Source organism: Psychrobacter sp. AOP7-B1-25, from assembly GCF_052376195.1.
In the GTDB taxonomy this organism is placed as follows: Bacteria; Pseudomonadota; Gammaproteobacteria; order Pseudomonadales; family Moraxellaceae; genus Psychrobacter.
Genome location: NZ_JBQSVK010000014.1, coordinates 21,565 through 35,543, shown reverse-complemented (window position 1 = coordinate 35,543; position 13,979 = coordinate 21,565). Strand labels below are relative to the sequence as shown.

Sequence of the window (13,979 nt, the reverse complement as noted above, 5' to 3'; positions counted from 1 at the left end):
TATTATAGTATTGATTGGATATTGGCAAGGTGGATACTATAAGTGGGAAGCACTATAAATGGAAGCTGTTGAAGTATCGATAAGCCATTTATTTGATAATGAGAGTTGAGACTAGTGCCACCATTAGCTATGGAAAAATAGACGTATTATTCTCATTCAATACTTTGTCTTGAAGTATCAAAACATAGGCATTATCAATAAAATTAGCCGCTGGAGTGACTTCGATCGTTCTAAAGTTATCGGTTTGCTCGTCTTTGACATGTGCAATGCGACCTACTCGATAGCCTGCCGGAATACGACCGCCCAACCCCGACGACACCAGCTCATCACCTACTCGTACATCTGATGTTTTGAAAACATAATCGAGACTTAGTGAGGACGGAATACCTTGACCTGTGACGATGGCACGCTGACCTGTACGTTTGACCGTAACAGCAACTGATTGCTGCTCATCTGTAATTAATAACAGGCGGCTAGTATTAGGATAGACATTAATAATCTGTCCCAATACACCATCTTCATCGATAACCGTTTGTCCAACTTGCACACCGTCTTGTTCACCTTTATTAAGCACCACAATCTGCCTGAGCAAATTGGTATCTGTACCGATAACTTGCGCCAAATTAAGATCAAATTGCTCAGGCTTAGTGGTAGATAAGATGCCTTGCAAGCGTGCATTCTGTGCCAAGATATAGTCTTGCTGTTGTAGCTTGGCCTGCGCGTGTATCAGTTGTGAGTTCAGTTGCATGTTTTCGCGACGCAGTGCTTCCTTTGATTGCAGACTACCACCAGCCCAATGCTTGGCATAGCTTGGCAATAGAGACAACTCATAGATAGGCTGCATGGCGGCATGACTGGTGCTACGTACTGGTTCAAACCATTCGGAGTTTTTGCTATCGAACCACATCAAAACTAAGGCTACTATCAACACAATAGCAGTCTTACGAAGTGATAACGGCTGGCGAGCAAAAATACTTGGAATCATAAGTCGTCTGATTTGAGAGGTCTAAAAGGAACAATAGCACTTATTTGCAGGATCAGTGTTTATCGATGATATTGGGTTCTAGCACAATTGAATGCAATTAAAGGTAGCACAATCGGCTACCTTTAATTTTATATATTTACAGCTCTATCAGTCACATAAATCATTATTATCATCTATTACCAATAGAATATGGCAGTTAGGGATAAAGATGATTTAGACAAAAATCATGTTCAAACTTTTGTTATTGATGAAATCAAGCGCGATACCACCGCCGCGACTAACGCAAGTTAATGGGTCTTCTGCTACCGTCACTGGCAAACCTGTCTCTTGAGAGATAAGTTTGTCTAGGTCACGTAATAGTGCGCCGCCACCTGTCAATACGATACCGCGCTCAGCGATGTCAGATGACAACTCTGGTGGTGTCTGCTCAAGTGCTACTTTTACAGCGCTCACAATACCGCTCAATGGATCAGTCAAAGCTTTTTGTACTTCTTCTGAATTGACGGTAAAGGTCTTTGGTACACCTTCTGCCATGCTGCGGCCACGGACTTCCACTTCTAGTTGGCTGTCTTCATTCAATGCAGAGCCGACTTCTTTTTTGATGCGCTCAGCGGTTGTTTCACCGATAACACAACCATGCGTACGGCGTACATGGGTAATGATAGCTTCATCAAACATATCACCACCGATACGAATCGACTCAGAATACACACAGCCAGATAATGCGATAACCGCAATTTCAGTCGTGCCGCCACCGATATCAACCACCATAGAGCCACTGGCTTCGTGAACTGGCATACCAGCCCCAATTGCCGCGGCCATCGGCTCTTCTAGCAACAGTACTTTGCTCGCACCTGCAGATGATACGGCCTCACGAATCGCCTTGCGCTCAACCAAAGTAGATTTGCATGGTACACAAACCACGACGTTAGGCTGCGCCATAAAACGCTTAGCTTTTACTTTAGCGATAAAGTGCTTGAGCATTTTTTGCGTCACTTCAAAATCAGCAATCACACCGTCTTTCAATGGGCGAATCGCAGTGATGTTCGCAGGCGTACGCCCTAGCATCTGCTTGGCATCGATACCAACAGCAGCGACGGTCGGGTTTTGAGTACGATTGCTTCGTAACGCGACCACCGTAGGCTCGTCAAGTACGACGCCTTTATTAGGAATAAAAATTAGGGTGTTCGCAGTACCGAGGTCGATAGCGATATTATTTGATAAAAATCCAAACAGGTTCATGACTAATATATCCAGCGTCTTACGAATGAGGCGAATGAGATTGACTGAGGTGTTACTCGTCAGTGTTGAGCAGGTCGTCGTTAAACATTACTTGTGGCAACAGTTATCATCCCAACAAGTCAAAATCCAAGCAATAACGATGAAATGAAAAACTGGGCTAAATTATACCGATTTAGCTCAAAAAAAACATAGATATTTGCATCAGTAAGTAAGGATTTTCGTATTAGACGCCAAAAGTTGTTACAAAGTTTGAATTAATAATAAATATCATTCAACTCAATGAAATAACGTTTAATTTGATAACTAACAAGGCTCTACAGGCAGAGGAATGTTTTGCTTAACAGCAGATGCATACTGTAACGTATTTTGACGGCCAATTGGAGAGCAATTGAGGAACAATGATGAATTAGGGGTCAGTTTTGCAATTCTATGTAAATATCTACGTAAAACACTGTACTTTAATTAGCATTATGACTTGGCTGACACTATATCCTATTTAATACTACGTCTTCGTCAATTAAGCCGCTTGGTTAGGATTGTGCATCAATGAAGCGTCATACTCTGTAAACTTGAGTCAGATGCTTTATAATGAGCCCACTTACTATTCATTTCTATTTTAGTTGTTTCTATTTTAGCGCTTACGTATTTTCGTTTTCGTAACCAACTACTCTAAAAAACTGTCCTTAACTGGAGAAACTATGTCTCAGCAGCCAACAACGTCTGATAGCAACGTCAGCCGTGAAGAAATCCTAGAAGTTGCCAACCTTGCGCGCTTAGGTGTCGATGAAAGTACAGCCGATAGCTATGCTGATGATATCAGTAAAGTATTAAAGCTGATGAATACGCTATCTAACGTTGATACCACAGACATCAAACCATTAGCTAATATCCATGAGGCATGCCAAGAATTGCGTGCTGATGTGGCAAAACACGATATCAATCGTGAGCGTAATCAGTCAGTCGCACCTGCCGTAGAAGAAGGCTTGTATCTAGTGCCTCAGGTAATTGAATAATAGTGTTTAAATAACACATCACGTATTTGTCATTACCCCATTTTATTTTATGCTATTAACATTTTGACGGACGACACCTTATGTCTGAACTTCATTTATTAAGTACCGAGCAGCTCATTACTGGCTTGCAAGACCAACAATTTAGCAGCGCAGAATTAACCGAACATTATATCAAGCGTATCGACGCGCTAGACGGCAAGATCAACAGCTTTATCACTCATACTTCTGAGACAGCACGCGCACAAGCAAAAGCCGCAGACGAGATGCGTGCACAAGGTGACAAGCGCCCACTACTTGGTGTACCGATGGCGCACAAAGACATCTTTTGCACCCAAGGCGTACTGACCACTTGTGGCTCAAAGATGCTGCACAACTTTGTCTCACCATATGACGCGACCATCGTCTCTAATATCGACAAAGCAGGCATGATTAGCTTAGGTAAGCTCAATATGGATGAGTTTGCGATGGGCTCAGATAACAGTAGCTCACATTACGGCACCGTACAGAACCCTTGGAATCTAGAGCGCGTCCCTGGTGGCTCGTCAGGTGGTAGTGCTGCTGCCGTTGCCGCTGGTTTTGTCCCTGTTGCGACTGGTAGTGATACGGGTGGCTCTATTCGGCAGCCTGCGTCATTCTGTGGCCTAACGGGTATCAAACCTACTTATGGCCGTGTGTCACGTTTTGGTATGATTGCCTACGCTTCAAGTCTTGACCAAGCGGGTAGCATGGGCCGCAGCGCCAAAGATTGTGCTTATCTGCTCCAGCCAATGATTGGTCATGATCCACGCGACGCAACTTCTATCAAATATGAGATGCCTGACTACGTACAAGATATCAATGATGCCGAAGCCGCAGCTGGTGATAAGCCATTTGATGGTCTTCGTATTGGTGTGGCCAAAGAATACTTCAGTACAGGGCTCGATAGCGAGGTTGAGCAAGCAGCACGTGCCGCGTTGAAAAAATACGAAGAGCTAGGCGCAACGATCGTAGAAGTGAACATCACTGATCCTGAGATCACGCTTGCCACTTACTACATGCTAGCGCCTGCCGAAGCATCATCGAACCTATCACGTTTCGACGGTGTACGTTTTGGCTATCGCTGTGAGAACCCAACCGATCTGATCGACCTTTATACTCGCTCACGTTCTGAAGGATTTGGCCCTGAAGTACAGCGCCGTATCTTGACAGGGACTTATGCCCTATCGGCTGGCTACTTCGATGCGTACTATACCAAAGCACAGAAAATCCGTCGCTTGATCGTTAAAGACTTTGACGAAGCATTTGCTAGTTGTGATGTGATTGCCAGTCCCACTGCACCGACAGCTGCCTATAAACTTAGTGAAGACCTAGATCCTGCAACGATGTACTTAGGTGACGTTTATACCATCGCGGTCAACCTGGCAGGCCTACCTGCACTCAGTCAGCCAGTTGGTTTGACTAAAGAGGGCCTACCTATTGGATTACAATTAATCGGTAAGCACTGGCAAGAGAGTCAACTGCTCACGACTGCGCATCTGTTCCAGCAGCATACTGATCATCACCTACAACAATCACTCGTCGCAAAGGAGACGGTATAATGAGTACAACTACTACTGATAACAATGCCGTCCGTAAAGAGCTATTCGTCGATGGTTATGAAGTGGTCATCGGTATCGAGATTCACTGCCAGCTAAATACTGAAAGTAAGATATTCTCAGGAGCACCAACTGACTTTGGTCATGAGCCAAACAGCCAAGCCAGTATCGTTGACTTAGGTCTACCTGGCGTATTGCCAGTGCTAAATGCTGGCGTGGTCGATCGCGCGCTAAAATTCGGTATCGGTGTCAATGCGGAACTGGGTTTGTTCAATACGTTTGACCGTAAAAACTACTTCTACCCTGACTTGCCTAAAGGCTATCAAATCACTCAGATGGCCAACCCTATCGTCGGTGAAGGTTACATTGATGTCGTGGTCAATGAAGGTGAAAAGAACGAATACCCTAAACGTATGGGTATCACTCGCGCACATTTAGAAGAAGATGCTGGTAAATCAGTACATGACGCAGTCGATGGTATGACTGGTGTGGATTTGAACCGTGCTGGTACACCGCTGATCGAAATCGTCTCTGAGCCTGATATGCGCTCAGCTCACGAAGCATTGGCTTATATTAAAGCCATCCATCAGCTAGTCACATGGCTAGGTATCTCGGATGCCGTAATGGCTGAAGGTTCATTCCGCTGTGACTGTAACGTCTCTGTACGCAAGCCAGGCGCTGATCTCGGTACACGTACTGAGCTCAAAAACCTCAACTCGTTCCGCTTTATTGAACGTGCTATCAACCGTGAAATCGAGCGTCAAATCGATATCATTGAAGACGGTGGCAAAGTCGTACAAGCGACGATGCTATATGATCCAGAGCGTGATGAAACGCGTACCATGCGTACCAAAGAAGACGCCAACGACTATCGCTACTTCCCTGATCCTGATCTGCTGCCTGTCCGTATCGAGCAGCATACGGTTGATGCGATTAAAGCAGCGATGCCAGAGCTACCTGTGGCTCGTCGCGCACGCTTTGAAGAAGCGCTTGGTCTATCAGAGTATGATGCGCGTATCTTGACTGGTAGTCGTCAAATTGCCGACTACTTCGAAGCAGTGGTAGCTGAAATCGGTCAGCAAGATGCCAAAATGGCTGGCAACTGGGTCATGGGCGACTTGCTCGGTGCACTGAACAAAGATGACAAAGACATCGTCGACTCCCCTATCAGTGCCAAGCAATTGGCTGGCATGCTCAAGCGTATCAAAGATGACACACTGTCTGGCAAATTGGCTAAGAAAGTCTTTAGTGCTCTATATGAGCGCGAAGGCGGCGATGGTGATGATGCAGCAGATAAAATCATCAAAGACAAAGGCCTCAAACAAGAAACCGATACTGGCGCTATCAAAGCGATGGTAGAAGAAGTTATCGCAAAAAATGAAGCCATGGTAGAAGAATATCGCGGCGGTAAAGAAAAAGCCTTTAACGGTCTAGTTGGTCAGGTCATGAAAGCCAGTCGCGGCAGTGCTAACCCACAGCAAGTGAACCAAATTCTAAAAGAATTATTGGGTTAACATTGGCTGCTAAGCAATTATACTGACTATGCTCGGCAGAATAATATTGTATATATTGGCTGCTATAAATAGCCCTTGCAATATACATAATTTTGCGTAAAATAGTCAGTCATTCGGGGCGTAGCGCAGTCTGGTAGCGCACTACACTGGGGGTGTAGTGGTCGCAGGTTCAAATCCTGCCGTTCCGACCAAACATAGCAGTAATAGAGAAAAGCCAATCATTGTTTTCAATGGTTGGCTTTTTTTTGGATTAAATTTGGCTAGCTAATATATAGTGCAATGGGTAAAAAATAAGTTAAACTTTAGTCAGCTTTAAGAACAATATTGAAAACAGAATATGTCGTAGAGCTAGGGCTAGTTACCCAAGCGCCAGCCATTTCATGCTTTAAGATGGAATGCCTTGCACCTATTTAATTAAGATATGGATAACAAGTAAGGCATAACTATGAAATCTAGTCGCAAGGTAAATATAGATGGGTATTACACAATAATTAAAGATAATATTCCTGAGATGAGTATTGGCTTTAGTGCTTGGTCACTTGTTATAACCCATGTTTCAGACTCGTTTCAGTACCATAAGATTTTTTTAGGAATTATAGACAGATTAGAAAAAGAGCATAGAGAAAATGTCGAGGTTATCTTTAATAAATCTCTAAATATGTTAATCAATGATTTTTATGATGGGCTAGATGGTGGTTCAGATACTGAGATTAATAATGCTCTTATAGGTCTCATGAAATATGGCACACCTAACGGTCAAGAGATAGCTTTTATACTCCATGACATTACTTCTAATGCAACAATATATGCTTTTGAAGAATTAGAGAAAAACATACCTGAACCTAACGCTTTCAAATACATGGTTTCAGATATGATTACTTTACTATTAGGTCTTTTATGTTTTAAGAACAATATATTAATTCCTGCTGGCTCTGCAGCACTTCATATATTCTCAAAAAATTATAACAAGTTACTTTATATTGGAGACGCAGATTTTGATTGGCTTATAGAGTCTAAAATATCTACGAAGAATAAAGAAAAAGCTGATAATCGCTGGTCAAGGCACAATCGAACTAGACCTAAAAAAAAGAAACAATACTTAGAAATTATGGATCAACAGAACTTTACTACTTTTGCTGAAACAGCCGAATATATAAAGCAAAACATAGAAACAGACAAGACCCCATCTTATGACACTATTAAACGATGGTTAAGCCAAGCCAGAAAAGGCGATTTTTCGTAACCTATAATAACTGTGGTATGCAGGCATACGACACAATATGCACGCATACCATGCTCTATACATGCAAAAGTATTCAGCTATAACCACACAACCTATAATATAAATCCATGAAACTTCACACACCTTAGTGTAACGGTATAACATGGAGCTAAACATGACTCAACCTAACTCAGAGCAGCAACCACCACATAACTCGTCTAGCGATTTATCAAAACGACTACCGCCAATACTCAAAGCGGTATTTAGCTTTCTATTACCCTACTTGCTATCACCGCCTAATATCAGCATTCATATTTATCACATTAATATCCTGTTTTAAAGCCAAAAAACTGAGCACTGCCCTAGCGGATACTCGTATCCTACAGACTTTTATAGGGCTAGCCGTTTGGGTAAATACTACATCTTTACACTGGTTTATCTTATGTCCGAGCCTATCGATCAGTCCAAACCTAATCGCCTTATAGATAATGCCCCTTGGGAGCGTTACCGCCGGCCTTATGTGCGTGATTTGGCTTATGTACTAGCGTGTCCTAACGTCTTGACGCAGTGGTTAGACTTTGCACCGCATGAGAACACACATGCTGTTTCAGTACATAGCGCCAGTTTCTGGCAGGCGCAGTTTGAGGCGTATGAACAACGATTAACGGAGCTAGACACCACCACTGACTATCAAGCGCTGACTCGCTATTTACTCAAGCGCCCAAGTCCCAATCGACTAGGCTTTCACTTTGAAGGCTTATTGTCGTTTTGGTTAGAGGATGGATTTGCGCGCAAGCTGCATCCGTATGAGACACTAGCTAGCAATGTGCAGCTGTATAATGGCAAACAAACCACTGGCGAGCTAGATTTGATTTTGTATAACCATGCAAAACAGCTGGTTGAACATTGGGAGCTGGCCATTAAGTTTTTTATGGGCTCATTACCGTTTGAGCCTGTTAACTGGGTTGGAATTAACTCCAATGACAATCTACAGCGCAAAATGACATACATGCAGACCAAGCAGTTTCGAGCAGTATGGGTAAATACGGAAAATCACGGACAGGTAAAAATAGATAAGCGCTACGGAGTCATTAAAGGCCGATTCTTTTTACCGATTAATACAAATGATTGCGGTGATTATGACTGGCCATATTGGCTAACGCCAAGCTTTCCGATACATGAATGGTGTGATAAGAGAGACACGAAAGGTCTTGCGACTATTGACGCTACAGTATTGCGAGCCGCGCATTATATTGAATGGTTCACCAAGCGCGACTTTTATGATGAGCGAAATGTTTACGATAATCAGCAAATGGCTTGGTCAGATAACGAGCTACCTAAAACAGGTTTATACTTTGAAGGTAACAGACCAATTGTCATTTATCCAAGACAGTCAGACCAAATCGATAGATAAGTTTAACTAGCCTGGGGTTTTGAAAAGTAGTCGCTTAGAGAATATTCTAGTTTTAATAATCGGACGGCTTTCATAGAATACTTAATAACTCTCAATCACCTGCATTAGCTCATACCTAAGCATATCTGCACTGGGCATACGCTCAGCGTGGAAACGCACCATCGCAATACCTGCACTGGCAAGCGCTTTGTCCTTTTTATCATCCGCTTTTTGACGGGCTTTACTACTATGCGTCCAGTCATCAAGCTCGATAGCCACTAGTGTTGTTTGGGCATCGATATCCACGACCACATAGTCAACGCTCTGACGGCATATACGATTAAACCAAAAGCTACGCTCTGATGTCTCACTACTATTGGCTTCAATAATCCGTGATAACTGCACTTGGACAAATATGTGGTATTCAGGGAGAGCGTTTTTTAACTTATTAAAAAATATCACTTCTGTATTGGTCATAATTGGCATCGGTGCAAATGGCCAGATAGCCAACTCATCACCACGTACTGGCTTTGAATCTGGCTCAACGACGGGGCGCTTTGCTAACAGCTTTGGTAACGTAATCAGCCCCAAAAACCCAACGGCCAATATTAAAAATACAACACCAAACGACATGGTTCTACCTTATAGAATATGAGAGTGATGGGCTAATTGTCATTATTGATGGCAATTAATAATGCGCCGACCATGACAAGGCAACCTACATAGGCTGACAGGTTATACAACGACAGATTATAAAAATGGCGCTCATCTTAACTAAGGTTGTGTCAATCGGCAATCTATAAAACAAAAAACACGACAGTATTTGTCGTGTTCCCATATAAAATAAATAAAAATCGAATCGAGATCGTTAGAAATGCTCTACCTTAACGCCAGTACAGTACCCAAGCACCAGTCGTATCGACCTTAGGATCGCTATTAATTTTATCTTTCAAGGCTAGTGCGGCAATTTTACCACGCTCAGGTCCTACGATGACTCGTACACCGCGACTGGTACGACTGGTTTTGGCCTGATAGCCTGCTTGCTGGAATCTTTTTACCAACTCATCTGCTTTGGACTGGTCATTTGCTAGTGCCACTTGCACCCCAAAGCTGCCTTTCGCATCGGTTTCTTTAACCTCTTTACGAGCTTCGCTTAGTTTTTGCTGCGCTTCACGTTTAGCATCGGCAGATTTTTTTGCTAGTGCCTCTTCTTGTTGACGCTTCTTCTCTCGCGCTTGTTCAGCGGCAGCCGCTTCACGCTCTAGACGTTGCACTTGTTTGCTCGATGGTATGGTAATGCTTTGACCCAGCTGTAGCGCTGCAGATGGTGATAGATTGTTGGCTTGAGCCAATACTTCAACGGGCATGTTGTATTGTCTTGCCAGTTTGATGAGTCCATCACCTCTTTTAATTTGGTACTCAGAAGGCGATTTTGGTGGCTCGTTTTTAGCCGCTTCAGTTGCTTCTCTTTTCTTCTCAGCCGCTGCTTGGGCTTCAGCCTGCTTTTTTGCTTCTGCTAGTTTCTCTGCCTCCGCTTGTTTTTTGCTTTCGGCAAGTTTTTTGGCAGCCGCTTGCTCTTTAAGAGCAGCTTGCCTTTGAGCTTCTTGTTGCTCTTGGGCAGCCTTTTGCTTCTCGGTGTCACTAGGCTTTGTAGTATCAGTAGTCGTCTCACTATCAGTACGAGGCTGAACCTTTAGATCTGTAGAAACGTCCTTTGTAGACTCTGTACTGGTAGCCTCTTCACTAGCTGGCGCGCTATTGGCAACATATTGTTGACTCTCAGCACGTGCCTTAGCCAACGCTTCTGCTTCGGCAACTTCTTGCTCTGTCAAAAACTCTTTTGCACGTTTCTCTTGCTCTGCAACGCGTGCTGCACGCTCTTTTTGCTTTTGCGCAAGGATACGTTTTTCTGTCTCAATATCAGTTGTGAGTGGCTGCGGAGACTCTTGCTCCGAGCTTAGTTTGTCGACCATCGCTGATATCGGTTCTGGTTGGTCGCTATCACCAATCTGTTGCACCATGGCGTATAGCATCACGCTACCGCCAATAATCATCCCAATGCCCAATAAGGCTTGTCTCGAAAAGTTCATCCGTTTACGTCTCTTAGTTGGTAATAAGGTTGATTGAGCGTCGCAGCGACTATCCTAAAGCAATGTATCAAATCGCTTTAATCATAATCTCTTACCGCCAGTTACTGCCATCAAGTTTCAAAACTCATGCCGACCCTCTTATAGCAGTCTGGCAAATCGTTTTGATTATAAAGCATATTTTTCATGCTGTCTGCTATCAAGCTATGACTAAGATTAACATTAAACAGGCGCTACTTTAACTTAAATTCTCATACGCTAAGTGCATTCAATGCTTCACCAATCGTATGAAACGAGCCGCATACGACGATAAGGTCTTGCGGTTGGCTCGCCTTTATCATTGCATGGGTCGCTGTATGCAAGCTATCAAACTCATATATACTGGTATTATCAATATATTCAACCAAAATATCTTGCAGCTGCTCAGTAGTCGCGGCACGGGGATAATCAATCTCAGCAATAAACCAATCATCAATCGGTAAGCCTGCCTGAGTTAAACGCTGTACAACCTTGTCGATATCTTTGTCACCCAACATAGAAAATAACATTTTTATCTTCGGTGTCGGGACATTCGCTGAGCTATTTTGATTACTGTACTTGGTTAGATGCTGCTGCCAAAATGGTAATAGCTGGTCTAGTAAGAACTCAACGCCTTGCTCATTATGCGCGACATCAAATAACCAATGGCGACTATGGCTTTCACGATAATCGAAGCGACCAGCTAATTTGACGGTTCGTAGCGCTTGCTTAATAGCAGTAATACCAATATCTAATGGGCTTGCTAATACGGCTGACAATGCATTGGCGGTGTTAGTCAACGATAGCGCAGGACGTGGTAATTGCAAGGTAACTGCCGCATTGCTGTATTGCCAAGTCGTTGAATCAATATCACGGTAGCTAAAATCTTGTCCAATCTGATAACAAGTTGCCTGCTGAGTATCGATGGCTTGTTGCACACTGTCTGGCATCTCAGTAGCACCATAAATTAGAGGAATGCCGCTGCGTAAAATACCTGCTTTTTCGCGGCCAATATCTTCAACATTGTCACCCAACCAGTCAACATGATCGATGCCAATATTAGTAATGACTGCCATATCAGGATCGATAATGTTGACCACATCTAGACGTCCACCCAACCCTACTTCTAATACCCATACATCGCAGTCTACCTCAGCGAATATCAGTAGCGCTGCTAGTGTGGTCATCTCAAAGAACGATAACGTCAAATCGCACTGTAAACGTGCTACTTCTACTTTGCTAAAAGCCTCAGTCAGTGTTTCATCGCTGACCATCTCACCATTGATACGCACCCGCTCGTTGAAAGCGCTAAGATGTGGCGACTGATATAGCGCCGTCTTATAATCTGCGGCTTTGCACATTTCGGCGATAACAGCGGTTGTAGAGCCTTTACCATTAGTGCCTGCTACAGTAAACACATAAGCATCATCTTTGGCTGATTGCACCACTCCTAACGCTTCTGCGACAGGCAGTACACGTGATAACCCCATATCAATCGCAGACACATGAATCTGCTGCATATAATCGAGCCATTCAGTTAGGCTAGCACTTTCATTAAGGCTATGGGCTTTAGGGCTTCTGTGATCAGATGCTAAAAGGTCAGACATGAATAAAACCTATATAAAATTTAATAAAAAATAAAAATATATGTGTTCGCTAAAACCAAAAATAGCACTTACCGTGCAATGACGATAAATGCTATTAGAGGGTCTTGCATATGCAGTAGATATTAGCATGCAGCTAAGTCATTATGCACTCAATAAATGACTCATTATGCTGAATGACTTACCTTATTGAGCCTCTACATTTGGTACGCGGCATAGTTTTGCAAGCAAACGATAGATCGTATCAATTAATTGATGACGATGTACCACTTCATCTACTACGCCATGCTCTAATAAGAACTCAGCGCGCTGGAACGGCTCTTCCAACGTCTCACGTACGGTCTGCTCGATCACACGCTTACCAGCGAAGCCAATCATTGCTTTTGGTTCTGCTAGATGGATATCGCCTAGCATCGCCAATGATGCAGTTACACCGCCGTACACAGGATTGGTCAATACCACAATGTAAGGAACCCCAGCGATTCTTAAACGCTCGATCGCTGCTGCTGTACGTGCCATTTGCATCAACGATAGCAGCCCTTCTTGCATACGTGCGCCGCCAGAGGCAGCAAAGCAAACCAAAGGTACTTTTTGCTCTAGTGCTTTTTCAGCTGCTTGGACAAAACGATCGCCAACAACTGAGCCCATTGATCCACCCATAAAGCGGAAATCAAAAGCACAGGCAACGATGTCGAGATTACGCAGTTTGCCATACATGGCAACCAACGCCTCAGACTCGCCTGTCTTTTCTTGTGCTTCACTCATGCGCGTAGGATACGGCTTACTGTCCACAAAGCTTAATGGATCTTTAGCGGTAAATTCTTGTCCCGTTTCACCGTCTACTTGATCTAGTAACCAGTTCAAACGCTCACGAGCACTCATTGGTAGATGATGATCGCAATGTGGACACACATAGCAGTTAAAAATCAGTGCTGTGTTGGTAATCATCGAATGACAATTACTACACTTGGTTGACGGCTCAGTCTCTACCGCAGTCAATTGTGCAGTCAGTTGCTGCTTAACACCAGGAATAGGACGGTTGAGCCATGATTGCGTATCCGTATTGCTGTTTGGGCCGGCTTTAGCAGTATTGTTGTCAGGTTTTGTTATTGTATCAGTCATATTATTTGCCATCGTAAAGGCTTATCGACAAGTTTGCTCATTCACTTGTCATTGAAAGTTTAATGGTTGTCTAAACAAAGCGTCTAATACAGTCATAACATGAGCGGTTATGCGACATACTCACAAATACACTTTATATATCGGTAATTTGGTACCCGCTTGTTGATAGATAACGTATTTGCCAATAAAAAACGCGAACAAATCG

The 13,979-nt window shown here is 43.4% G+C and carries 12 protein-coding genes and 1 tRNA gene; 7 read left to right on the top strand and 6 right to left on the bottom strand.

From position 1 onward, the window contains the following. Positions 1-127: 127 nt before the first annotated feature. Positions 128-985 (bottom strand): rod shape-determining protein MreC, encoded by an 858-nt coding sequence (mreC, locus tag ACT3QR_RS10915; RefSeq protein ID WP_444521367.1) that lies wholly within the window; start codon positions 983-985, stop codon positions 128-130. 213 nt (positions 986-1,198) lie between these two features. Further along, entirely contained in the window at positions 1,199-2,236 is a 1,038-nt protein-coding gene (locus ACT3QR_RS10910; RefSeq protein WP_444521394.1) for a rod shape-determining protein, read from the bottom strand. Between the two features lie 689 nt (positions 2,237-2,925). Here ACT3QR_RS10910 and gatC point away from each other — a divergent pair. The 7 genes from gatC (at position 2,926) to ACT3QR_RS10875 (ending at position 8,964) form a co-directional block, all read left to right on the top strand. After that, the gene (gene gatC, locus ACT3QR_RS10905) at positions 2,926-3,240 is read left to right on the top strand and encodes an Asp-tRNA(Asn)/Glu-tRNA(Gln) amidotransferase subunit GatC (RefSeq protein ID WP_201569441.1); all 315 of its coding nucleotides are present in this window, start codon (positions 2,926-2,928) and stop codon (positions 3,238-3,240) included. An 80-nt stretch (positions 3,241-3,320) separates the two neighbouring features. Further along, a complete protein-coding gene (gatA, locus tag ACT3QR_RS10900) occupies positions 3,321-4,817 on the top strand; it encodes an Asp-tRNA(Asn)/Glu-tRNA(Gln) amidotransferase subunit GatA (RefSeq protein ID WP_444521366.1) in 1,497 nt (498 codons plus the stop codon). Next, complete coding sequence (gene gatB, locus ACT3QR_RS10895; protein WP_444521393.1) at positions 4,814-6,328, top strand: Asp-tRNA(Asn)/Glu-tRNA(Gln) amidotransferase subunit GatB; 1,515 nt, start codon at positions 4,814-4,816, stop codon at positions 6,326-6,328. The genes gatA and gatB overlap by 4 nt, the downstream gene beginning before the upstream one ends. Positions 6,329-6,442: 114 nt before the next feature. Then, a tRNA-Pro gene (locus tag ACT3QR_RS10890) sits at positions 6,443-6,519 on the top strand. A gap of 254 nt (positions 6,520-6,773) precedes the next feature. Further along, positions 6,774-7,571 (top strand): hypothetical protein, encoded by a 798-nt coding sequence (locus ACT3QR_RS10885; protein WP_444521365.1) that lies wholly within the window; start codon positions 6,774-6,776, stop codon positions 7,569-7,571. A 154-nt stretch (positions 7,572-7,725) separates the two neighbouring features. Further along, the gene (locus tag ACT3QR_RS10880; RefSeq protein ID WP_444521364.1) at positions 7,726-7,890 is read left to right on the top strand and encodes a hypothetical protein; all 165 of its coding nucleotides are present in this window, start codon (positions 7,726-7,728) and stop codon (positions 7,888-7,890) included. Between the two features lie 102 nt (positions 7,891-7,992). Further along, positions 7,993-8,964 carry a DUF1853 family protein gene (locus ACT3QR_RS10875; RefSeq protein ID WP_444521363.1) on the top strand — a complete coding sequence of 324 codons (972 nt, stop codon included), beginning with the start codon at positions 7,993-7,995 and terminating at the stop codon, positions 8,962-8,964. Between the two features lie 81 nt (positions 8,965-9,045). Here ACT3QR_RS10875 and ACT3QR_RS10870 read toward each other — a convergent pair whose 3' ends face one another. From ACT3QR_RS10870 to accD, 4 genes are all read right to left on the bottom strand, one after another. Beyond that, the gene (locus ACT3QR_RS10870) at positions 9,046-9,576 is read right to left on the bottom strand and encodes a DUF2726 domain-containing protein (protein WP_444521362.1); all 531 of its coding nucleotides are present in this window, start codon (positions 9,574-9,576) and stop codon (positions 9,046-9,048) included. 251 nt (positions 9,577-9,827) lie between these two features. After that, a complete protein-coding gene (locus ACT3QR_RS10865; protein WP_444521361.1) occupies positions 9,828-11,033 on the bottom strand; it encodes an SPOR and LysM peptidoglycan-binding domain-containing protein in 1,206 nt (401 codons plus the stop codon). Positions 11,034-11,281: 248 nt separating this feature from the next. After that, the gene (gene folC / locus ACT3QR_RS10860) at positions 11,282-12,655 is read right to left on the bottom strand and encodes a bifunctional tetrahydrofolate synthase/dihydrofolate synthase (protein ID WP_444521360.1); all 1,374 of its coding nucleotides are present in this window, start codon (positions 12,653-12,655) and stop codon (positions 11,282-11,284) included. 183 nt (positions 12,656-12,838) lie between these two features. Then, a complete protein-coding gene (gene accD, locus ACT3QR_RS10855; protein ID WP_444521359.1) occupies positions 12,839-13,774 on the bottom strand; it encodes an acetyl-CoA carboxylase, carboxyltransferase subunit beta in 936 nt (311 codons plus the stop codon). Positions 13,775-13,979: the final 205 nt, after the last annotated feature.

What these genes read in the sequence shown, in the direction of transcription:
- gatC (WP_201569441.1), top strand. Translation starts at nt 2,926, where the DNA reads ATGTCTCAGCAGCCAACAACGTCTGATAGCAACGTCAGCCGTGAAGAA.
- ACT3QR_RS10880 (WP_444521364.1), top strand. Translation starts at nt 7,726, where the DNA reads ATGACTCAACCTAACTCAGAGCAGCAACCACCACATAACTCGTCTAGC.
- ACT3QR_RS10870 (WP_444521362.1), bottom strand. Translation starts at nt 9,576, where the DNA reads ATGTCGTTTGGTGTTGTATTTTTAATATTGGCCGTTGGGTTTTTGGGG.
- ACT3QR_RS10875 (WP_444521363.1), top strand. Translation starts at nt 7,993, where the DNA reads ATGTCCGAGCCTATCGATCAGTCCAAACCTAATCGCCTTATAGATAAT.
- gatA (WP_444521366.1), top strand. Translation starts at nt 3,321, where the DNA reads ATGTCTGAACTTCATTTATTAAGTACCGAGCAGCTCATTACTGGCTTG.
- ACT3QR_RS10865 (WP_444521361.1), bottom strand. Translation starts at nt 11,033, where the DNA reads ATGAACTTTTCGAGACAAGCCTTATTGGGCATTGGGATGATTATTGGC.
- mreC (WP_444521367.1), bottom strand. Translation starts at nt 985, where the DNA reads ATGATTCCAAGTATTTTTGCTCGCCAGCCGTTATCACTTCGTAAGACT.
- ACT3QR_RS10885 (WP_444521365.1), top strand. Translation starts at nt 6,774, where the DNA reads ATGAAATCTAGTCGCAAGGTAAATATAGATGGGTATTACACAATAATT.
- folC (WP_444521360.1), bottom strand. Translation starts at nt 12,655, where the DNA reads ATGTCTGACCTTTTAGCATCTGATCACAGAAGCCCTAAAGCCCATAGC.
- accD (WP_444521359.1), bottom strand. Translation starts at nt 13,774, where the DNA reads ATGACTGATACAATAACAAAACCTGACAACAATACTGCTAAAGCCGGC.